Origin of the sequence: Halomonas sp. Bachu 37, assembly GCF_039691755.1 — a bacterium.
In the GTDB taxonomy this organism is placed as follows: domain Bacteria; phylum Pseudomonadota; class Gammaproteobacteria; order Pseudomonadales; family Halomonadaceae; genus Vreelandella; species Vreelandella kashgarensis.
On the sequence record NZ_CP137552.1, the window covers coordinates 3236016 to 3255453 of the forward strand.

Sequence of the window (19438 nt, forward strand, 5' to 3'; positions counted from 1 at the left end):
CCTCGAAGATCAGCCACGACAACTTGGCAGCATGTTGAGTCAAAGGAGAGCCATTCTAGCAGGAACCGTTGCTTGCCTCACGAATTGCGTCTTTATGTGCATGCCGACGGGTTTTCAAGTACGACTGGCTTTTCCAGTACAATCCTGCAGTACGATAAGCGCATTGCTGTTAAGAACAGTGTTGTTAAGTACAATGCCGGCAAACTTCCCGAGAGCAAGACTACTATGTCCAGCCAAGAGCTTCACAACGACCGCTTCCTACGCGCCCTGGCGCGCCAGCCCGTGGACCGTACGCCGGTATGGATGATGCGCCAGGCAGGGCGCTACCTGCCGGAATACCGTGCCTCACGTGCCGATGCCGGCAGTTTCATGGATCTGTGCCGCAACCATGACCTGGCCTGTGAAGTCACCCTGCAGCCGCTGGAGCGCTATCCGCTGGATGCCGCCATCCTGTTTTCGGACATTCTCACCATCCCCGATGCCATGGGGCTCGGCCTCTACTTCGAGACCGGCGAAGGACCCAAATTCCGCAAGACCGTGCGCACCCCCGACGAGGTCGCGGCGCTCACCCCGCCCGACGCCGAGCGCGACCTGGACTACGTGATGCGCGCCGTTTCCACCATCCGCCGCGAACTCAACGGTCGCGTGCCGCTGATCGGCTTCTCCGGCAGCCCCTGGACCCTGGCGACCTACATGGTCGAGGGCGGGTCGAGCAAGGATTTCCGCCACATCAAGACCATGCTCTACGATACGCCGGATACCATGCACCAATTGCTGGATACGCTGGCGCAAGCGGTGACCGATTACCTGAATGCGCAGATTCGCGCCGGCGCTCAGGCGGTGCAGATATTCGATACCTGGGGCGGCGCGCTTTCCACCCCGGCCTACCTGGAATTCTCGCTGCGCTACATGGAGCAGATCGTCGCCGGCCTGATCCGCGAGCACGACGGACGCCGCGTGCCGGTCATCCTGTTCACCAAGAACGGCGGCCAGTGGCTTGAGCACATCGCCGCGGCCGGCAGTGACGCCCTGGGCCTGGACTGGTCGACCGAACTCTCCGACGCCCGCGAGCGGGTCGGCCATAAGGTGGCGCTGCAGGGCAACCTGGACCCCAATGTGCTGTTCGCCCGGCCCTCGGCCATTCGTGCCGAAGTCGCCCGGGTGCTGGACAGCTACGGTGCGGGGCCGGGCCATGTGTTCAACCTGGGCCACGGCATCAGCCAGTTCACCAATCCGGATAACGTCACTGCCTTCATGGACGCCTTGCACGAGCTGAGCCCTCGCTACCACCGCAATATTCCCTCGACCCCCAGCGACACTTGCCCGGGAGCCCCGTCATGAACCGTCCCCTCGATGAAACGTGGTTCACCGAAGTCTTCGATAGCCAAGGCAGCGCCTTCTCGCTCAAGGTGAACGAGAAACTGCTCGACGTGCAGAGCCCCTATCAGCATCTGGAAGTCTACGCGACCCAGACCTTTGGTAACCTGATGGTGCTGGATGGCTGCGTGATGCTTACTGATCGCGACAACTTTCTCTATCATGAGATGATCGCCCATCCTGCGCTTTTCACTCATCAGAACCCCAGGCGCGTGGTGATCATCGGTGGTGGCGACTGCGGCACGCTGAAAGAAGTGCTGCGTCATCCCGGCGTGGAGAAAGTGACCCAGATCGATATCGACGAGGAAGTGACCAAGGCCGCCGAACGCTTCTTCCCGGCGCTCACCGAGTCGAACGACGACCCGCGTGCGGAGCTCTTGTTCGCCGATGGGGTGAAGTGGGTGGACGAGGCCGACGATGCCAGTATCGACGTGCTGATCATCGATTCCACCGACCCGGTGGGGCCAGCGGAAGGCTTGTTCAAGACCGACTTCCTCAAGCGCTGCCACCGCATTCTCAAACCGGGCGGCGTGATGGTGCAGCAGAGCGAATCTCCGCTCTACCACAGCGGCTCGATCATTCGCGAGCTGCGCCGCGACATGCAGGCAGCCGGCTTCGACAGCGTGGCAACGCTGCCCTTCCCGCAGCCAGTCTACCCTTCGGGCTGGTGGAGCGTGACGCTGGCGGGCAAGGATTGCGATGTCTGCGATTTCCGCGAGCAGGCAGCGGCAGAAAGCGCGATGGCACTACTCTACTACACCCCCGAGGCTCACCGAGGCGCCCTGACCCTACCTCCGTTCATGCGCCAGGCCTTCGATGTCTGACGTTGTATAACCCGACATAACGGCTTACAAAGACACAGGCGGCAACGCTGCCGTGAAGCGATTCAACAAGACACCAATAAAGGAAATCTCATGTCTGCCAAGTTATTGATGGGAACGGGTGCCGCCCTGCTGCTGGGGCCGGTCATTGCCCAGGCGGCGACGCTGGACGATGTGCGCGAGCGCGACTCGCTACGCTGCGGCGTGAACGCGGCACAACCGGGTTTCTCCTCGCTGGATGACGACGACCAGTATCGCGGCCTGGATACCGATGTCTGCCGCGCCGTGGCCGCCGCCGCGCTCGGTGACGCCGAAAAGGTACAGTTCGTGCCGCTGGATTCGGTGGAGCGCTTTACCGCGCTGCAGTCCGGCGAAGTGGACCTGCTCTCGCGTACCACTACCTGGACCTCCCATCGCGACACCACCATGGGAGTCAATTTCACCGGGGTCAGCTATTACGATGGCCAGGCCTTCATGGTAGCCAGCGACCTGGGCGTGCAGAGTGCCACTGAGCTCGACGGAGCGGCGGTATGCACCCAGTCCGGCACCACCAGCGAACTGAATCTGGCGGACTATTTCCAGGTCAATGACATGGAATACGAAGCGGTGGTGTTCGACTCCCCCGAGCAGTCGATTGCCGGCTTCGAGGCAGGCCGCTGTGATGTACTGAGTTCGGATGCTTCCCAGCTGTATGGCCAGCGAATGCACCTGGATAATCCCGATTCGGCCGTGGTGCTGCCGGAGATCATCTCCAAGGAGCCCCTCGGCCCGGCCGTTCTCCAGGGTGACGACCAGTGGTTCAATATCGTCAAATGGTCGCTGTTCGCCATGCTCAATGCCGAGGAGTACGGCATCACCAGCGCCAATGTCGACGACATGCGGGGCTCCGACGATCCCAATGTGGCTCGCATTCTGGGCAAGGACGACAATTACGGCGAAGGCATGGGGCTGGAGGCAGACTGGGCTTACAACATCATCAAGCAAGTCGGTAATTATGCCGAAGTCTACGACCGCAATGTCGGGGAAGGCTCCGATTTCAATATTGCCCGGGGCTTGAACGCCTTGTGGGTGGATGGCGGCATCCAGTACGCCCCGCCAATCCGCTGAGAGTACTGAGAGACCAGGAGCACTGAGGAACTAAGCGTACTCAGAAACCAAGAGTCACGACCCGCGCCAAGCGGCGCATTAAAGGCCACCGCCCGCCGTTGAGTACTGTTTTGGTGCGACACGAGACGGGTGGTGGCTTTTTTGCACCTCAAACTTTCGTCGCAACAAAAGTCGCTTGCGTTGAAAAGCGATGAATTCGCGCCATACCGTCGCTGGCATCTTCCTTGCTAGGTTTTAGACACATGCTACGGCATGCACAACGATACCAATCCAAGTGAGGGGACTCTCATGCTGAACAAGAAACACCTAGTAATGCTGGCTTCCGCCGGTGCCTTGACCCTGACGGGCATGGCCACGACAGCCCAAGCTGACACACTGGAAGACACCCGGGAACAGGGCTCGGTTCAGTGCGGCGTCAGTGACGGCTTGCCGGGTTTTTCCGCGCCGGACGATGAAGGCAACTGGCAAGGACTGGATGTCGATGTCTGCCGCGCCGTGGCCGCTGCCGTACTCGGCGATGCCGACGCGGTGGACTACATCTCGCTGAACGCCGTCGAACGCTTCACCGCGCTGCAGTCCGGTGAAGTCGACGTACTGTCGCGCAATACCACCTGGACCACCACCCGCGACACCACCCTGGGGTTGAACTTCACTGGTGTAACGTTCTATGACGGTATCGGTTTCATGATCAACCGGGACCTGGGAATTAGCAGTGCCGAGGAGCTCGACGGAGCCGCCATCTGCGTTCAATCCGGCACCACCACCGAACTCAATGTGGCCGATTACTTCCGGGCCAAGAACATGGAATTCGACCCGATCGTCTTCGACACCTCCGAACAGACCGTGGGCGGCTACCAGGCCGGCCGTTGTGACGTGCTGACCTCGGACACTTCCCAGCTGGCCGCGCTGCGCATCCAGCTCGATAATCCGGAAGGCTCCATGATCCTGCCGGAAATCATTTCCAAGGAACCGCTGGGTCCGGTGGTACGCCAAGGCGACGATACCTGGTTCAACATCGTCAAGTGGTCGCTGTTCGCCATGATCAATGCCGAGGAATACGGCATCAACAGCGACAACGTCGACGAGATGATGGAGTCGGAAGATCCCAATATCGCGCGTATCCTCGGCCAGGATGACAATTACGGCGAGGCTATGGGCCTTGATGCTGACTGGGCTTACCAGATCATCAAGCAGGTGGGTAACTACGGCGAAATCTTCGACCGTAACGTAGGTCCGAATTCACCGCTGGAAATCGAGCGTGGAGTCAACGCTCTGTGGACAGAGGGTGGCATCATGTACGCTCCCCCGATTCGCTAAGCGTCTCGCTTGACCTTGGCCCGCCGCTCTTTCAGGAGCATGGCGGGCCTTTTGAATGACCTTCCGTGTGGCGGAGACGCAACCCATGTCCGTTAGACCCAATGCTCGCCCGGTGGGCCAAAAGCCCCCTTTCTGGCGAGACCGCGCCAAGCGCGCCCTCATTTTTCAGCTGCTGTTAGTCGCCGCCGTGGCGGCTTTCCTGCTTTACATCGTCGGCAATGCCCAGGCCAACCTGGAGGCACGCGGAATAACCACCGGTTTTGGTTTTCTTACCAATACCGCGGGCTTCGGCATCGTCCAGACCCTGGTGGATTACTCCTCGCAAAGCACCTATGGCCGCACTTTCCTAGTCGGCCTGCTCAACACATTGCTGGTGGGGGCTCTCGGGGTTCTGGCCGCGACCATCATCGGCTTTACCGTGGGTATCGCCCGACTATCGCCCAATTGGTTGCTGGCTCGTCTGGCCAATGCCTACATCGAGACCTTTCGTAATATCCCGCTGCTGCTGCAGATATTCTTCTGGTACTTCGCCGTGCTGCGCACCTTGCCCAGCGCCCGCGACAGCCTGGCGTTCGGTGAGGTGCTGTTCCTCAACGTGCGCGGGCTGTACCTGCCGCAGCCCCTGTTCGAGTCCGGCTTCGGCATCATACCGGCGGCCTTCATCGTGGCGATTGTCGTCAGCATTGCCTTGATGGTGTGGAACAAGCGCCGCCACGAGGCCACGGGCAAGCGTTTCCCCGCCGGCTGGATCGCTCTGGCGTTGATTCTCGGCCTGCCGCTGCTGGGCCTGGTGGCAACCGGGGTGCCCGTCACCTGGAACGTGCCCGAGCTTCGCGGCTTCAACTTTCGCGGCGGCGTCACCGTGATTCCGGAATTTCTCGCCCTGTGGTTGGCGCTTTCGATCTACACCGCGTCGTTCATTGCCGAAATCGTGCGTTCGGGCATCCAGGCGATCCCCCATGGCCAGACCGAGGCGGCCCAGGCGCTGAGTCTGCCGCAGAAACTGGTATTGCGCCTGGTCATCATTCCCCAGGCATTGCGCGTGATCATCCCGCCGTTGACCAGCCAGTACCTGAACTTGATCAAGAACTCCTCGCTGGCCACCGCCATCGGCTATCCGGATCTGGTATCGGTATTCGCCGGCACGACGCTGAACCAGACCGGCCAGGCAATCGAAGTTATCGCCATGACCATGGCGGTGTACCTGACCATCAGTCTTTTGGTCTCAATGTTCATGAACTGGTTCAACGCACGCGTTGCACTGGTGGAACGCTAGGCCCGGGCGAGATCAGGAGACAAGCATGATTCATAACCAAGAAATGATTCCCCAGCAGCCGGCGCCGAGCAATACCATCGGCCCGCTTGCCTGGATGCGCGCCAATCTGTTCAGCGGACCGATCAACACCGTGTTCACGCTGATCGGGCTGTATGTGCTGTATCTGCTGCTGGTTCCCACCATCCAGTGGGCATTCATCAATGCCGACTGGATCGGCACCTCGCGCGACGACTGTTCCCGCGAAGGTGCCTGCTGGGTATTCATCAACGCACGTTTTTCCCAGTTCATCTACGGGCTGTACCCCAGCGACGAGACATGGCGAGCGAACATCGTGTTCGCCGGCTTCGCCGTGCTGATTGCCTGGCTGGCGATCCCGCGCCTTCCCGGCAAGCGCTGGGTGGCCATCTTCGCCTTGACGGTCTTTCCCGTTACCGCCTACGTACTGCTTCATGGTGGCTACTTCGACTTGCCGCGAGTCCCGACGCACCGCTGGGGCGGGCTGATGCTGACCCTGCTGCTGGCGGTAGTGGGCATGGTGGGCGCTCTGCCTATCGGTATCGTGCTGGCGCTGGGGCGGCGCTCGAACATGCCTATCGTCAAGAGTTTCTGTGTGGTGTTCATCGAGTTCTGGCGTGGCGTACCGCTGATTACGGTACTGTTCATGGCCTCGGTGATGCTGCCGCTGTTTCTGCCGTCGGAAATCAGCGTCGACCGCCTGGTACGCGCCTTGATCGGCATCACCCTGTTCCAGAGCGCCTACATGGCGGAAGTGATTCGGGGCGGACTGCAGGCCATTCCCAAGGGCCAGGACGAAGCCGCCGCCGCGCTGGGCATGACCTACTGGAAACGCATGGGCCTGATCGTGCTGCCCCAGGCGTTGAAGATGATGATCCCCGGTATCGTCAATACGTTCATTTCCCTGTTCAAGGACACCACACTGGTGATGATCATCGGCCTGTTCGACCTGCTGGGCATCGTCCAGGCAGCGCTGTCCGACTCGCGCTGGCTGGGGTTCTCGCTGGAAGGTTATGTGTTCGCTGCTTTCGTGTTCTGGATCTTCTGTTTCAGCATGTCGCGCTACAGTCAGTATCTGGAACGCAAACTCCACACCGGTCATAAGCGCTGATCTCTCGGGAACCGTTAGGAAATCATCATGAATCAAACAGCTACACAATCAGCAGACCTGATGGTCGAGATGCGCAACGTCAACAAGTGGTATGGCGATTTTCATGTTCTGCGTGATATCTATTTTGAAGTGAAACGCGGCGAGCGCATCGTGATATGCGGGCCTTCGGGCTCGGGCAAGTCCACTCTGATTCGCTGCATCAACCACCTCGAAGAGCACCAGAAGGGGGAAATCGTGGTGGGTGGAGTCCACATGACCCAGGACGTGAAGCGCATCGAGCAGATTCGCCGCAGCGTGGGCATGGTCTTCCAGCACTTCAACCTGTTCCCCCATTTGACGGTGCTGGAGAACTGCTGCATCGCGCCCATGTGGGTGCAGAAGAAACCGCGCAAGGAGGCGGAAGCCCAAGCCATGCGGTACCTGGAGCGCGTGCAGATCGCCGAGCAGGCGAGGAAGTATCCCGGTCAGCTTTCCGGGGGTCAGCAGCAGCGTGTGGCGATCGCCCGCTCGCTGTGCATGAACCCCGACATCATGCTGTTCGACGAGCCCACCTCGGCGCTCGACCCCGAGATGATCAAGGAGGTGCTGGATGTCATGATCGAGCTGGCCAACGAAGGCATGACCATGCTCTGCGTGACCCACGAGATGGGCTTCGCCAAGACCGTGGCGGACCGGGTAATCTTCATGGACCAGGGTCAGATCATCGAGGAGAACGCCCCCGAGCCGTTCTTCAACAACCCGCAATCCGAGCGTACCCAGCTGTTCCTCAGCCAGATTCTCGGCCACTGACGCTGCTCGAACCCGCGCGTTGTTGCAGCAACGGCTTATCGTACCGGCTGGCTAGCGAACATCGCGCTGGTGGCCGGTAATTCAAGGCGGTGAGACGTTGCGGGACAACGGTGTAACGCTTGCCGGGGCGAGGGCGATCTGTTCCCGGTGGCGACTCAGACCACGCCCATCGAGAGCGGTTAGGAGAATCTGCAAGGGGTCGCCATGGCTCACCAGCAGGATCGTTTCGCCCTGCCGGGTACGTTCCAGCTCGGCCACCACGCCACTCATACGCCTGGCTACCGAACTGACGGATTCCACCCCGTTATCGCCGTGCTCGGCATCCTCGGCATCGCGCGCCCAGACGTCGGGATAGCGGCTGTCCGGCCCGCCTTCGAATATGCCGAAGTTGCGTTCGCGCAAACGTGGCTCCGCCTGCACGGTCAAGCCGAAGTGGTCGGCCACTCGGAGGGCGGTTTCGGTCGTGCGCAGAAAGTCGGAATGAACGATGCGTGTCGGTGTCGGCCACTGCCATTGCGGCAGCAACGTATCGAGTTGGCGATGCCCATCGGGCGACAAGCCGAAGGCGTCCAGGCCACGCTCAGGAGTGCTGATGATCCGCCCTTCCTGATTGGCCTGGCTATGGCCATGACGCATGAGCAGATACCGATTGCACCAGCCTTGGCCAGCCGAGAGGAAAGTGTTTGACATGGGATCGTCACAAATTCTAGATTGAGGAATACTTTCGAAAATAATCATTTTGCACAAAGAATGTCCAGTTTCGAAAAACCGCTTAAAGATTTTGCAACACAGACCCGGCCTCGAAGCCCGACCGGATCGTAGCGACAGCGCCAGGTCGACTTATAAAAACAAACCAAAGGATTCTTGCCATGCAAGCCACACGCGTTACCTTCAAGTACCCGCTCGCCACTCTGGCGTTATCGGCCGCACTGCCGTTGGCGCTGCTTGCCGCAACCCCCGCTTTCGCCCAACAGGATTGCGAGCGCGGCGACCTTGCCGAGATCTACTGCGACGAAAACGGCGACATGGTAGCCGACCGCCCCGAAGACGAAAGCGATTGGGCCGATCCCGACACCCTGATCTTCGCCTATACGCCGGTGGAAGATCCCGCTATCTATTCCGATATCTGGCAGCCCTTCATCGATCATCTGGAGGAAGTCACCGAGCGCGACGTGCGCTTCTTCGCCGTACAGTCCAACTCGGCCCAGGTCGAGGCCATGCGCAGCGGCCGCCTGCATATCGCCGGGTTCTCCACCGGACCGACCCCTTTCGCGGTCAACCTCGCCGGTGCCGTACCCTTCGCCCTGATGGGCTCCGATGACGGCCAGTTCGGCTATACCCTGCAGCTTTATACCCATGTCGACTCGGGTATCGATTCCATCGAGGACCTCAAGGGCAAGCGCGTGGCGCACACTTCGCCGACCTCCAACTCGGGCAACCAGGCGCCGCGTGCCCTCTTCCCCGAAGAAGGCATCGTCCCGGACGAGGATTATGAAGTGGTCTACTCAGGCAGCCACGACCAGTCCATGCTCGGCGTGGTCGCTCAGGACTACGATGCCGCGCCGGTCGCCTCGGAAGTGGTGGAGCGCATGGCGGCACGCGGGCTGTATGACGAAGACGACGTCAAGATTCTGTACGAATCCGACCGTTTCCCCACGACTTCCTACAATTACGCCCACAACCTGCATCCCGACCTGGTCGAGAAGATCGAAGAAGCCTTCTTCACCTTCGAATTCGCTGGTACCGAACTGGGCGAAGAGTTCGAGGGGGTCGAGAAATTCATTCCCATCAACTATCAGGACAATTGGAAGGTCATCCGTACCATCCAGTCGGCCAATGGCGTGAGCTATACCCGCGACAACCTGGAATGAATCCGCCTCGCGCCGCTTCGGCGGCGCGTAGTCGACTCGCCTTTCCCTTCGATGATGGTATGGATGAATGCTGGAAATTTCGAATCTGGTCAAACGCTATGGCCACGATGAGGCTGTGCTCAAGGGGCTGGACCTGGTAGTGGAAGGCAACAGTGTCGTCTCCATCGTGGGCGCCTCGGGTGCGGGTAAAAGCACCATGTTGCGCTGTATCAACCGCCTGGTGGAGCCCACCTCGGGCTCGATCAAACTCAACGGCACGGAGCTGGTCAACCTCAAGGGCGGGGCGCTGCGTCGTGCCCGGCGCAAGATCGGCATGGTCTTCCAGGGCTTCAACCTGGTCGACCGCCTCACGGTGATGGAGAACGTACTGGCGGGCCGGCTGGGATACGTCAGCCTCTACCAGGCCATCTCCCGCCGTTACCCCCAGGAAGACATCGAACGCGCCTTCACCCTGATGGAGCGGGTGGGCATCGCCCATTACGCCAACAAGCGCGCCGATGCGCTATCGGGCGGCGAGCGTCAACGCGTGGGCGTCGTACGCGCCTTGATGCAGGAACCGGAAGTGTTGCTGGCCGACGAACCAACGGCCTCGCTGGACCCGCGCACCTCCGAGCAGATCATGATCCTGCTGCAGAGTCTGGCCAGCGAGCTGTCGCTACCGGTGCTGATCAACATCCATAACGTCGCCCAGGCCAAGACCTACACCGAGCGCATCGTCGGCCTGCGCCACGGCAAGATGATCTTCGACGGCGTTCCCGCCGACTTCAACAAGGAGGCCTTGGATGCCATTTACGGCGGCATCGAGGCCCCCGACGACGAGATTACCGACGATCCCGCGAAGCGCCAGGAGGAAGCAAGCCATGGCTCCGCCTGAGTCCTCCTCTCCGCTTCCACGCACCTGGCGCAAGCCGCCGTTCATCGCCAACCCCCTGGTACGCTACGGTTTGTTGGCGCTACTGGTGGTCTATCTTGTCTGGGCCTTCGGCACCCTGCCCTTCAACTGGCAGCGCATCGCCGAGGGCCTGCCCCGGGCGGCAAGCATCTTCGGCGGCGGCTTTCCGCCGAGCTTCCAGCGCATGGAGTTGATGCTGACCGGATTCAAGGAGAGCTTCCAGATCGCCATCCTGGCAACCTTGCTCGGCGTGCTGCTCTCGATTCCCTTTGCCGTCATGGCCGCACGCAATATCGCCCCTTTGCCGGTCTACCTGTTCGGCCGCGCGGTGATCATCGTCTCGCGCAGCTTTCACCCGGTGATCGTCGCCATCCTGTTCGTCGCCGCCGTGGGGTTCGGGCCGCTGGCGGGCATACTGACTCTCACGCTCTACTCCATCGGCTTCGTCGGCAAGCTGCTCGCCGAGGAGATCGAGGAGATCGACTGGGGCCAGGTGGAAGCCATGCGCGCCGCCGGGGCCGGGTTCCTCGCCACGCTGTTCTATGCCGTTTTTCCCCAGATCCTGCCGCGTCAGGTGGGGCTCTCGATGTACCAGCTCGACAGCAACCTGCGCGCTTCGGCGGTGGTGGGTATCGTCGGGGCCGGCGGCATCGGCGGTACCCTGATGAACGCGTTCGGACGCTACGACTATGATTTCGCCTTCGCCATTTTGCTGGTCATCATTGCGGTGATCCTGCTCAGCGAAGGCTTCAGCGGGTGGGTGAGGAAGAAGATATGGTAGATCATGCGCAACACCTCGCCGACCGTGTCTGGCAGCGTTACGATCGCAAGGAGCGGCTGGTTCGCTATGCACTGCTCCTGATCACCGTGATGCTGGTGGTTTGGGCGGTTCGCGATATCGATATCTTCTGGCCCTGGGTTTGGGACGCTCCCAACCAGATATCCAACCTTGGCGGGCGCATGTGGCCGCCCGATCCCTCGCGGCTCGGTGAAATCGTCTCCGCATTGATCGAAACCGTGCACATCGCCACCCTGGCGACCATGCTGACGATATTCATCGCCCTGCCCGTTTCCTATATTGCCGCGCAGAACACCACGCCCAACCGCGCCTGCCTATGGCTCGGGCGTTTCATCCTGGTCGCCAGCCGATCGGTGAATACCATCATATGGGCGTTGCTGTTCGTCGCCATCTTCGGTCCCGGTGTGCTCGCCGGTATCCTGGCGATCATGTGCCGCTCGGTGGGGTTCATCGGCAAGTTGATGGGCGAGGCGATCGAGGAGATCGACAAGCGACCGGTGGAGGCCATGCAGGCCACCGGCGCCGGCAAGGCCAAGGTCATTGCCTATGCCATCGTGCCCCAGGTGATGCCGGCCTTCTTCGCCATCGTCATCCTGCGCTGGGACATCAATATCCGTGAATCCACCGTGCTGGGGCTGGTCGGCGCCGGCGGCATCGGCGTGATCCTGCAGGGCGCCATCGACACCTTCGCCTGGCCCACCGTGGCGACGATACTGATCGCCATCGTGATACTGGTGTTGATCGGCGAGGCATTGACCAGCCTGCTGCGGCGCAGGGTGCTTTAAGTTCAGACGTCATTTGACCACACCGTCAACGATTGCCATGGTTAACTCACAGCAACGACAAGGAGGACGTGTAACGATGACAACCTATATCGTGGTAGCCGACGCCGCCCGAGCGCGTATCTTCGTACGCGATACCAAGACGTTGGCGGAAAAGGAGAGCTTGGTGCATGCAGAGGGCCGTCTGCACGAGGGCGACTTGATCACCGGCTCCACAGGATCCATGGATGAGTCGACCGCCAATGCACGACGTGACAGTCGAAGTGACAACGTGGCGCAGGACCACGAGGCGGAGATATTTGCCAAGCAGGTTGCGGGGCGGCTGTACGATGCCAGGGTCGACAACAGCATGGACAAGCTGATCCTGGTAGCGCCGGCCAAATTCCTGGGTCTGCTCAAGGACAAGCTCGACGCCCCTACCCGCAAATTGGTCATTCATACCCTGTCGAAGGACTTGAGCAAGGCCTCAGTGGAAAACATTCAGGAGGCGGTAAGCGACTTGCGCTGATATCTCTTTAAGTTGATCTCTTTGTAAGAAATAACTTACAACTAAAGCCACGGACGCTCTTGCCGATAAGCCCCTAACTGAACAGGTCACTTATCACAGAGAGCGTCCATGCTATCCTCCTTGCGAATCCGTATCGTCCTCACCGCGCTCGCGGTGATAGTTCTTGCCCTGCTGCTCAATAGCGCTGCCAGCTATTTCACCGTCAAATCCCATAACGCCGACCAGGTCGACCATGAGCTTGCCGCCATTGCCGAGGGCCACTCCCAGGCTGTCGCCGCCTGGCTGGGTGCCAGAAGCGGGATGATCGAAGCGGTACGCGGGCCTGTCACCACCGGCGCCGACCCGGTACCCGCCCTACTCCAGGCGGCCGAATCGGGAGGCTTTCTCTCCACCTATCTGGGCAGGGCCGATGGCAGCCTGACCACTGCGGATGGCTGGGTACCGCCGGACGATTACAACCCGCGCCAGCGCGACTGGTACCAGAGCGCCGCGGCCCAGGGCCACAGCATCGTTTCATTGCCCTACGTCGACGCCAACAGTGGCCAGATGGTGGTGACATTCGCCACCCCGGTCATGCGCAACGGTTCGCTTTACGGCGTGATCGGCGGTGACGTGGTAATGGACGCCATCATCGACAATATCGCCGCCATCTCCCCCTCCCCCGCAAGCTTTGCCTTCCTGAGCAGCGAGGGGGAGACGCTTATTGCCCACCCCGACAGCGAGCTTATCCTGGCACCGCTCACCCAGCTCAGCGAGGAGTTGAATCCCGCCGCCATGGCCGAACTGAGCCAGCGTGAAGGAGGCCAGGCCGTGACCATCAACGGCCGCGATGCCCTGCTCTCGCTCACACCCATCGACGGCAGCCCCTGGACGCTGGGTGTCGTACTCGATGAGCATGAAGCTACCGCCGGGCTGCGCGGTATCATCAAGTCTTCGCTTGTGACGCTGGTGATAGTCGCCTTGGCGGCGGCGATATTCTTGAGCCTGCTGCTCAAGTGGCTGCTGCGTCGTCTGCTTGCTGCCCGCGATGCCATGAACGATATCGCCTCCGGCGAAGGTGACTTGACCCAGCGCTTGTCCGAAGAAGGTAACGACGAAATCACCCAGATTGCCGCCGCCTTCAACCGCTTTGTCGCCACCATGAATGCCGTGCTGCTGGATGTTCGCACCAGCAGTGAAGCCGTCCACAACGCCGCCACGGAAATTGCCAACGGCGGCCAGGACCTATCGCGACGCACCGAAAATACCGCCTCCAGCCTGCAACAGACCTCCGCCTCGATAGAGGAAATCACCAGCACGGTCGAGCACACCTCGTCGTCCGCCAAGGAAGCCAATCATCTCGCCCAGGCGGCATCCGACGTCGCCGGTCGCGGCGGACAGGCGGTGGCGCAGGTCATCTCGACGATGGAAGATATCGCCCAGTCGTCGGGGAAAATCGGTGACATCGTCTCGCTGATGAACAATATCGCCTTCCAGACCAACCTGCTGGCGCTCAATGCCTCGGTGGAAGCGGCGCGCGCCGGAGAGCACGGACGCGGGTTCGCGGTGGTGGCGGAAGAAGTTCGTAAACTGGCCAGCCGCAGCAACGACGCCGCCAACGACATCAAGAACCTGATCGAAGATTCCCAAGGAAAGGTGTCAAACGGTACCCAGCTGGTGCACAGCGCCGGCGAGACCATGGACGACATCGTCAATCACATTACCCGTGTCACCGACGTGCTCGGAGAAATCACCTCCGCTGCCAGCGAGCAAAGCGATGGTATCGGCCAGGTGAACATAGCCGTTGCCGAGCTCGACCGCATGACCCAGGAGAACGCCGCCATGGTGGAAGAGTCGACCACCGCTGCCGAGCAGCTCAAGGACCAGGCGGACCACCTGACGGATGCCATCAGCCGCTTCAAATTGTCTCAGGACGGCGCTGCACCAGCACTCAACGCGCCTACAGCCTACCGATCAGCTGAACGCCTGGCCGAAAGCCGGCCTCGTGTCTAACACAGACTGCCCGAGCCGCAAGCGCATGGGCGCTAAACGCCTAAGGGATCGGGGGCAGCGGAATCTCGTCGCTGCGCTTGGCCCCGGCGGTCATTTCACGACACAGACGCAGGAATTCGCGTACGCCGGTGGTCAAGTACTTGTGGCGATGCCAGATGAAGGTGAACTGGCGCTTGAGATCCAGCTCCGGCGTGGGTAGCGGCACTAGGCTGCCGCGACGAAAGGCGTCGCGTAGCGCCAGCTTGGAGACGCAGCCGATTCCCAGACCCGATTCCACCGCACGCTTGATACCTTCGGTATGCTCAAGCTCGAGCAGGGTGTTGAAACGGCTGCGGCGATGACGAGTCGCCTGTTCCAGGGTCATGCGGGTACCCGAGCCCTGCTCGCGCATGATCCAGTCCTCGCGCAACAGGCGCTCCAGTTCGAGCCCCGTACTGCCTGCTAGCGGGTGCCGCGGTGAGCAGAACACGCACAATTCATCCTCCACCCAGGGCTGGCTGATGATCGCCTCGTCATCGCATTGACCCTCGATCAACCCCAGGTCCAGCGAGTGCTGACGTACCCCGTCGATGATATTGCGCGTATTGCGTACCGACAGGCGTACTCGGCTTCCCGGATAGCGCTGCATGAAATCGCTGATCAGAAGCGTGGCCAGGTAGTTGCCGATGGTCAACGTCGCCCCGACGTCCAGCGAGCCCACGCCCTGCTGACCCCGCAGCAGCTCCTCGACTTCCTCCGCCCGGTCGAGTAACGCCACCGCCTTGGGCAGCAACTGGAACCCCAGCGCGTTCAGCTTCAGCCGCTTGCCGATTCGATCCAGCAACTGGCAGTCAAATTGTCGCTCCAGCTCCGCCAGTGCCGTACTCGTGGCAGACTGGGAGAGCGCCAGCACACGTGCCGCATGGGAAACGCTTTCGTGCTGGGCAACGGCCACGAAGACTTCCAGTTGCCGCAGGGTATAGTGCATGACGTTACCTCGAGTCCAGTATTCACGCTGGCGAGAGTGATTTTCAAAATTATATCGGAAAAGTAGATAAGCGTTATTCAAATAATCTGTTTAACAGATATGTCATGTTTTCTTAGACTTGTCGGCAACTCTAGAAACAATTTTTATTCCATAACCGCATAGAAGTCGGTTGGCGCAAGACCTTCCGGCCTGACCAAGGAACCATCATGAGCAAGTTCGCCCTGGAAGACGTCCTGAGTGTTCACCACTGGAACGACACCCTGTTCAGCTTTCGCACCACCCGCGAGCGCAGCCTGCGTTTCAAGACTGGCCAATTCGTCATGATCGGTCTTGAAGTGAACGGCAAGCCCTTGATGCGCGCCTACTCGATTGCCAGCCCCAACTATGAGGATCATCTGGAGTTCTTCAGCATCAAGGTGCCCGATGGCCCGCTGACCTCGCGTCTGCAGCACCTGAAGGTCGGTGACCAGATCATGGTCAGCCGCAAGCCCACCGGCACCTTGGTGACCGACGACCTTCTGCCGGGGCGCAATCTCTACATGCTCTCCACCGGTACTGGCCTGGCGCCGTTTTTGAGCCTGATCCAGGACCCTGAAGTCTACGAGCGCTATGAAAAGGTAGTGCTGGTACATGGGGTACGCGAGGTTTCCGAGCTGGCCTACGCCGACTTCATCACCAAGGAGCTGCCGGCCCACGAGTACCTGGGCGAAGATGTCGCGGAGAAACTGGTCTACTACCCCACCGTCACTCGCGAGCAGTTTCACACCATGGGCCGCTTGACCGACCATATCCGCAGCGGCAAGTTATTCGAGGATACCGGCCTGCCGCCCATCGACCCGCGCCAGGATCGGGCGATGATCTGCGGCAGCCCGGCGATGCTCGACGATACCAGCGCCCTGCTGGACGAGTTGGGAATGAACATCTCGCCGCGCATGGGCGAACCCGGCGACTATGTCATCGAGCGCGCTTTCGTCGAGAAGTAATCAATCAATATAAGTCGTCATTAAAAAAGCCCGAGGCGTGCCATCACACGTCTCGGGCTTTTTGCGTCTAGCGCTTGTGCTTAAACCGCATCCTTGCCGGTCTCGCCGGTACGGATACGAATCACCTGCTCCAGCGGCATGACGAAGATCTTGCCATCCCCAATCTTGCCGGTATTGGCGACCTGGGTGATCGCTTCGATGACCTGCTCGGCCATGTCGTCGTCCACGGCGACTTCCAGCTTGACCTTGGGCAAGAAGTCGACCACATACTCCGCACCGCGATACAGCTCGGTATGGCCCTTCTGCCGACCGAAGCCCTTCACCTCGGTGACGGTAATGCCCTGGACGCCGATCTCGGAAAGCGATTCACGTACGTCGTCAAGCTTGAACGGCTTGATAATTGCTGTCACCAGTTTCATCGCGCTTCCCCTATCCTTATCTCATTCATGTGAACCACCTGTGCCAAGCATACACCGCCGTGGGCCGAGAATAAAAAGCCTCCCCGTGGATCGCGTGAAAGGCTGCACGACGAGGACTAGGATGAGCATGAGTTCACCGCTATGCGTGCTTGCGCATACTCGATCATCATTGAGTCATCGGGAGATTTGGGATTGTTTTCAGCTACCGCGCTTGTCATAGCAGCCGCCTTTCAATGGGGCTTGGCCGGCGGTCTTGCCAGCCTGCTCATGTCCCGGGGCTGGTCGCCCGAGGTGATTTCCTTCTGGCGCATCCTGGTGGGGCTGGGATGCATGGCGATCTGGCTGGCCATCATCCGTCTTCAAGGGCGGGGCTTCTCATTCAACCGCCGGCTGGTGCTGTGGTCATTAATCGCGGGGCTCGGGGTCGCCGGCAACTTCACCTTCTATTTCATCAGCATCAGCGAGGGCAGCGTGGCGGTGGCCGTCACGCTGATGTACAGCGCACCGGTCTTCGTCTACCTGGTCTCCTTTATTGCCGGAGTGGAGCGTCCCACACCGGTGAAACTGGTCAGCATCGCGCTGGTGATCGGAGGGGTCGTGCTGCTGACCGGCATCTACCGCACCCAGGCGGGCGCCGTCTCGACGCTGGGCATCGCCACCGGCCTGCTTTCGGGGCTTTCCTACGCTCTGTTCATCTTCGGCTTCAAGTATGCCGGCAGTTACGGCCCGGCGCCGAGTGTACTGGCGATTGCCTTTGCCACCGGCACATTGATCTTGTTGCCGTTGATCGACCTCGGCCAGGCGGTGGCCGTAACCGTCTCCGCCGATGTGGCATGGTTCATCCTGCTGGGTCTGCTGGGCGCGGGCTTGTCGTTCTACTGCTATATCACCGGCCTGCGTCACACCTTGCCCACTACGGCTTCGATCGTGGCCATGGTGGAGCCGGTCACCGCGGCTCTCTTCGGCCTGTTCGTATTGAGCGAAGCGCTGGATCTGCCACAAGTAGCGGGCATGGTGCTGATTCTGAGTGCGGTAACCGGGCTGAGTGTGCTGCAGAGCCGTCCTTCAAGCTAACTCGCGATATCAAAAAAAGCCTCCCCGAAGGGAGGCCAGGTGGAGCACGCCAGCTCACAGGGTAAGCTTCTCCTTATTTCTTGGAGGAGCTGAATTCAGGATAGGCTTCCAGGCCACACTCGGCGATATCGACCCCTTCATACTCTTCTTCTTCGCTGACCCGGATACCCATGATGGCCTTGATGATGAACCAGACGATCAAGCTGGCCACGAACACCCAGATGAAGATACCGAGGATACCGATGATCTGGGCACCGAAGCTGGCATCGCCGTTGGACAGCGGCACCGCCAGAACACCCCAGATACCCACTACCCCGTGAGCAGAGATGGCACCCACCGGGTCATCGAGCTTCAGCTTGTCCAGAGTCACGATCGACGCCACCACGAGAACACCGCCCACGGCACCGATCAGACAGGCACCCAGCGCCGTTGGCGATAGCGGGTCGGCAGTGATCGACACCAGGCCGGCAATCGCGCCGTTGAGCGCCATGGTCAGGTCCGCCTTGCGGAACCACAGCTTGGCCAGGATCAGGGCGGCGATGACACCACCCGCGGCGGCGGCGTTGGTGTTGACGAATACCTGGGCCACGTTGTTTGCCGAACCGACGTCGGACATCTTCAACTCGGAACCACCGTTGAACCCGAACCAGCCCATCCACAGGATGAAGGTACCCAGGGTCGCCAGCGGCAGGTTGGCACCGGGGATGGCGTAGATGGCGCCGTCCTTGCCGTACTTGCCTTTACGCGGCCCGAGTACCAGTACGCCGGCCAGTGCCGCGGCGGCACCCGCCAGGTGGACGATCCCGGAGCCGGCATAGTCGGAGTAGCCGACTTCGGCCAACCAGCCGCCACCCCATGTCCAGTAACCGGATACCGGGTAGATGAACGCGGTCATCACCACGGCGAAGGCGAGGAAGGCCCACAGTTTCATGCGCTCGGCCACGGCACCGGAGACGATCGACATCGCCGTGGCAACGAACACCACCTGGAAGAAGAAGTCGGAACGCATGGAGTAGTAGGGAGCATCCTCGCCACCGGCGGTCACCGCATCAAGGCTGTTTTCGGCGCCGATCAAGAAGCCCAGGTTGGGCAGGAAACCGCCGCCGTCGCTGGAGTACATGATGTAGTAGCCAACCAGCAGGTACATGGTGCAGGCAATGGCGAACAGGGCGATGTTCTTGGTCAGGATCTCAGCGGTGTTCTTGGAACGGACAAGACCGGCCTCCAGCATGGAGAAACCCGCGGCCATCCACATCACCAGCACGCCGCAAATCAGGAAGTAGAACGTATCGAGCGCATAACTCAGCTCTGTAAACTCTGTCATTGGAATGTCCCCTT

At 60.5% G+C, this 19438-nt stretch carries 19 protein-coding genes; 15 read left to right on the forward strand and 4 right to left on the reverse strand.

What is annotated here, in order from left to right; all coding sequences use genetic code 11:
* Nucleotides 1–225: 225 nt before the first annotated feature.
* From hemE to R5M92_RS14900, 7 genes are all read left to right on the forward strand, one after another.
* Nucleotides 226–1341, forward strand: coding sequence for a uroporphyrinogen decarboxylase (hemE, locus tag R5M92_RS14870; RefSeq protein WP_346796741.1), 1116 nt, complete (start codon nt 226–228; stop codon nt 1339–1341).
* Nucleotides 1338–2201 (forward strand): polyamine aminopropyltransferase, encoded by an 864-nt coding sequence (speE, locus tag R5M92_RS14875; protein ID WP_346796742.1) that lies wholly within the window; start codon nt 1338–1340, stop codon nt 2199–2201. The genes hemE and speE overlap by 4 nt, the downstream gene beginning before the upstream one ends.
* 90 nt (nt 2202–2291) lie before the next feature.
* Nucleotides 2292–3305 carry an amino acid ABC transporter substrate-binding protein gene (locus R5M92_RS14880; protein WP_346796743.1) on the forward strand — a complete coding sequence of 338 codons (1014 nt, stop codon included), beginning with the start codon at nt 2292–2294 and terminating at the stop codon, nt 3303–3305.
* Between the two features lie 288 nt (nt 3306–3593).
* Nucleotides 3594–4622, forward strand: coding sequence for an amino acid ABC transporter substrate-binding protein (locus tag R5M92_RS14885; protein ID WP_346796744.1), 1029 nt, complete (start codon nt 3594–3596; stop codon nt 4620–4622).
* Between the two features lie 85 nt (nt 4623–4707).
* Complete coding sequence (locus R5M92_RS14890) at nt 4708–5898, forward strand: amino acid ABC transporter permease (RefSeq protein WP_346796745.1); 1191 nt, start codon at nt 4708–4710, stop codon at nt 5896–5898.
* Nucleotides 5899–5923: 25 nt separating this feature from the next.
* A complete protein-coding gene (locus R5M92_RS14895; protein WP_346796746.1) occupies nt 5924–7024 on the forward strand; it encodes an amino acid ABC transporter permease in 1101 nt (366 codons plus the stop codon).
* A 60-nt stretch (nt 7025–7084) separates the two neighbouring features.
* Entirely contained in the window at nt 7085–7813 is a 729-nt protein-coding gene (locus R5M92_RS14900) for an amino acid ABC transporter ATP-binding protein (RefSeq protein ID WP_346799400.1), read from the forward strand.
* Nucleotides 7814–7894: 81 nt separating this feature from the next.
* On the opposite strand, the gene R5M92_RS14905 is transcribed toward R5M92_RS14900, so the two are convergent.
* Entirely contained in the window at nt 7895–8503 is a 609-nt protein-coding gene (locus R5M92_RS14905) for a histidine phosphatase family protein (protein WP_346796747.1), read from the reverse strand.
* Nucleotides 8504–8682: 179 nt separating this feature from the next.
* Here R5M92_RS14905 and phnD point away from each other — a divergent pair, with 179 nt between their 5' ends.
* The 6 genes from phnD (at nt 8683) to R5M92_RS14935 (ending at nt 14657) form a co-directional block, all read left to right on the forward strand.
* Nucleotides 8683–9684: a phosphate/phosphite/phosphonate ABC transporter substrate-binding protein gene (phnD, locus tag R5M92_RS14910; protein ID WP_346796748.1), complete on the forward strand. Its 1002-nt coding sequence runs from the start codon at nt 8683–8685 to the stop codon at nt 9682–9684.
* A gap of 67 nt (nt 9685–9751) precedes the next feature.
* Complete coding sequence (gene phnC, locus R5M92_RS14915; protein WP_346796749.1) at nt 9752–10558, forward strand: phosphonate ABC transporter ATP-binding protein; 807 nt, start codon at nt 9752–9754, stop codon at nt 10556–10558.
* Nucleotides 10545–11357 carry a phosphonate ABC transporter, permease protein PhnE gene (phnE, locus tag R5M92_RS14920; RefSeq protein WP_346796750.1) on the forward strand — a complete coding sequence of 271 codons (813 nt, stop codon included), beginning with the start codon at nt 10545–10547 and terminating at the stop codon, nt 11355–11357. Before phnC ends, phnE (R5M92_RS14920) begins: the two co-directional genes overlap by 14 nt.
* A complete protein-coding gene (gene phnE, locus R5M92_RS14925) occupies nt 11351–12160 on the forward strand; it encodes a phosphonate ABC transporter, permease protein PhnE (RefSeq protein ID WP_346796752.1) in 810 nt (269 codons plus the stop codon). The genes phnE (R5M92_RS14920) and phnE (R5M92_RS14925) overlap by 7 nt, the downstream gene beginning before the upstream one ends.
* A gap of 76 nt (nt 12161–12236) precedes the next feature.
* The gene (locus R5M92_RS14930; RefSeq protein WP_346796753.1) at nt 12237–12665 is read left to right on the forward strand and encodes a host attachment protein; all 429 of its coding nucleotides are present in this window, start codon (nt 12237–12239) and stop codon (nt 12663–12665) included.
* A 108-nt stretch (nt 12666–12773) separates the two neighbouring features.
* The gene (locus R5M92_RS14935) at nt 12774–14657 is read left to right on the forward strand and encodes a methyl-accepting chemotaxis protein (RefSeq protein WP_346796754.1); all 1884 of its coding nucleotides are present in this window, start codon (nt 12774–12776) and stop codon (nt 14655–14657) included.
* A gap of 40 nt (nt 14658–14697) precedes the next feature.
* On the opposite strand, the gene R5M92_RS14940 is transcribed toward R5M92_RS14935, so the two are convergent.
* Complete coding sequence (locus R5M92_RS14940; protein ID WP_346796756.1) at nt 14698–15624, reverse strand: LysR family transcriptional regulator; 927 nt, start codon at nt 15622–15624, stop codon at nt 14698–14700.
* Between the two features lie 206 nt (nt 15625–15830).
* On the opposite strand from R5M92_RS14940, the gene R5M92_RS14945 reads away from it, so the two are divergent.
* Nucleotides 15831–16607, forward strand: a complete 777-nt coding sequence (locus tag R5M92_RS14945; RefSeq protein ID WP_346796757.1) for a ferredoxin--NADP reductase — start codon at nt 15831–15833, stop codon at nt 16605–16607.
* Between the two features lie 80 nt (nt 16608–16687).
* Here the strand turns inward: R5M92_RS14945 and glnK are convergent, their stop codons facing one another.
* On the reverse strand, nt 16688–17026 hold the full coding sequence (glnK, locus tag R5M92_RS14950; RefSeq protein ID WP_346796758.1) for a P-II family nitrogen regulator: 339 nt from the start codon (nt 17024–17026) through the stop codon (nt 16688–16690).
* Nucleotides 17027–17218: 192 nt separating this feature from the next.
* Here glnK and R5M92_RS14955 point away from each other — a divergent pair, with 192 nt between their 5' ends.
* Complete coding sequence (locus R5M92_RS14955; protein WP_346796759.1) at nt 17219–18100, forward strand: DMT family transporter; 882 nt, start codon at nt 17219–17221, stop codon at nt 18098–18100.
* Between the two features lie 73 nt (nt 18101–18173).
* Here the strand turns inward: R5M92_RS14955 and R5M92_RS14960 are convergent, their stop codons facing one another.
* Entirely contained in the window at nt 18174–19424 is a 1251-nt protein-coding gene (locus R5M92_RS14960; protein WP_346796760.1) for an ammonium transporter, read from the reverse strand.
* Between the last annotated feature and the right edge of the window lie 14 nt (nt 19425–19438).

What these genes read in the sequence shown, in the direction of transcription:
- phnC (WP_346796749.1), top strand. Translation starts at nt 9,752, where the DNA reads ATGCTGGAAATTTCGAATCTGGTCAAACGCTATGGCCACGATGAGGCT.
- R5M92_RS14930 (WP_346796753.1), top strand. Translation starts at nt 12,237, where the DNA reads ATGACAACCTATATCGTGGTAGCCGACGCCGCCCGAGCGCGTATCTTC.
- glnK (WP_346796758.1), bottom strand. Translation starts at nt 17,026, where the DNA reads ATGAAACTGGTGACAGCAATTATCAAGCCGTTCAAGCTTGACGACGTA.
- R5M92_RS14890 (WP_346796745.1), top strand. Translation starts at nt 4,708, where the DNA reads ATGTCCGTTAGACCCAATGCTCGCCCGGTGGGCCAAAAGCCCCCTTTC.
- R5M92_RS14885 (WP_346796744.1), top strand. Translation starts at nt 3,594, where the DNA reads ATGCTGAACAAGAAACACCTAGTAATGCTGGCTTCCGCCGGTGCCTTG.
- R5M92_RS14880 (WP_346796743.1), top strand. Translation starts at nt 2,292, where the DNA reads ATGTCTGCCAAGTTATTGATGGGAACGGGTGCCGCCCTGCTGCTGGGG.
- phnE (WP_346796750.1), top strand. Translation starts at nt 10,545, where the DNA reads ATGGCTCCGCCTGAGTCCTCCTCTCCGCTTCCACGCACCTGGCGCAAG.
- R5M92_RS14960 (WP_346796760.1), bottom strand. Translation starts at nt 19,424, where the DNA reads ATGACAGAGTTTACAGAGCTGAGTTATGCGCTCGATACGTTCTACTTC.
- phnD (WP_346796748.1), top strand. Translation starts at nt 8,683, where the DNA reads ATGCAAGCCACACGCGTTACCTTCAAGTACCCGCTCGCCACTCTGGCG.
- R5M92_RS14945 (WP_346796757.1), top strand. Translation starts at nt 15,831, where the DNA reads ATGAGCAAGTTCGCCCTGGAAGACGTCCTGAGTGTTCACCACTGGAAC.
- phnE (WP_346796752.1), top strand. Translation starts at nt 11,351, where the DNA reads ATGGTAGATCATGCGCAACACCTCGCCGACCGTGTCTGGCAGCGTTAC.
- R5M92_RS14940 (WP_346796756.1), bottom strand. Translation starts at nt 15,624, where the DNA reads ATGCACTATACCCTGCGGCAACTGGAAGTCTTCGTGGCCGTTGCCCAG.
- R5M92_RS14895 (WP_346796746.1), top strand. Translation starts at nt 5,924, where the DNA reads ATGATTCATAACCAAGAAATGATTCCCCAGCAGCCGGCGCCGAGCAAT.
- speE (WP_346796742.1), top strand. Translation starts at nt 1,338, where the DNA reads ATGAACCGTCCCCTCGATGAAACGTGGTTCACCGAAGTCTTCGATAGC.
- R5M92_RS14900 (WP_346799400.1), top strand. Translation starts at nt 7,085, where the DNA reads ATGGTCGAGATGCGCAACGTCAACAAGTGGTATGGCGATTTTCATGTT.
- R5M92_RS14905 (WP_346796747.1), bottom strand. Translation starts at nt 8,503, where the DNA reads ATGTCAAACACTTTCCTCTCGGCTGGCCAAGGCTGGTGCAATCGGTAT.
- hemE (WP_346796741.1), top strand. Translation starts at nt 226, where the DNA reads ATGTCCAGCCAAGAGCTTCACAACGACCGCTTCCTACGCGCCCTGGCG.
- R5M92_RS14935 (WP_346796754.1), top strand. Translation starts at nt 12,774, where the DNA reads ATGCTATCCTCCTTGCGAATCCGTATCGTCCTCACCGCGCTCGCGGTG.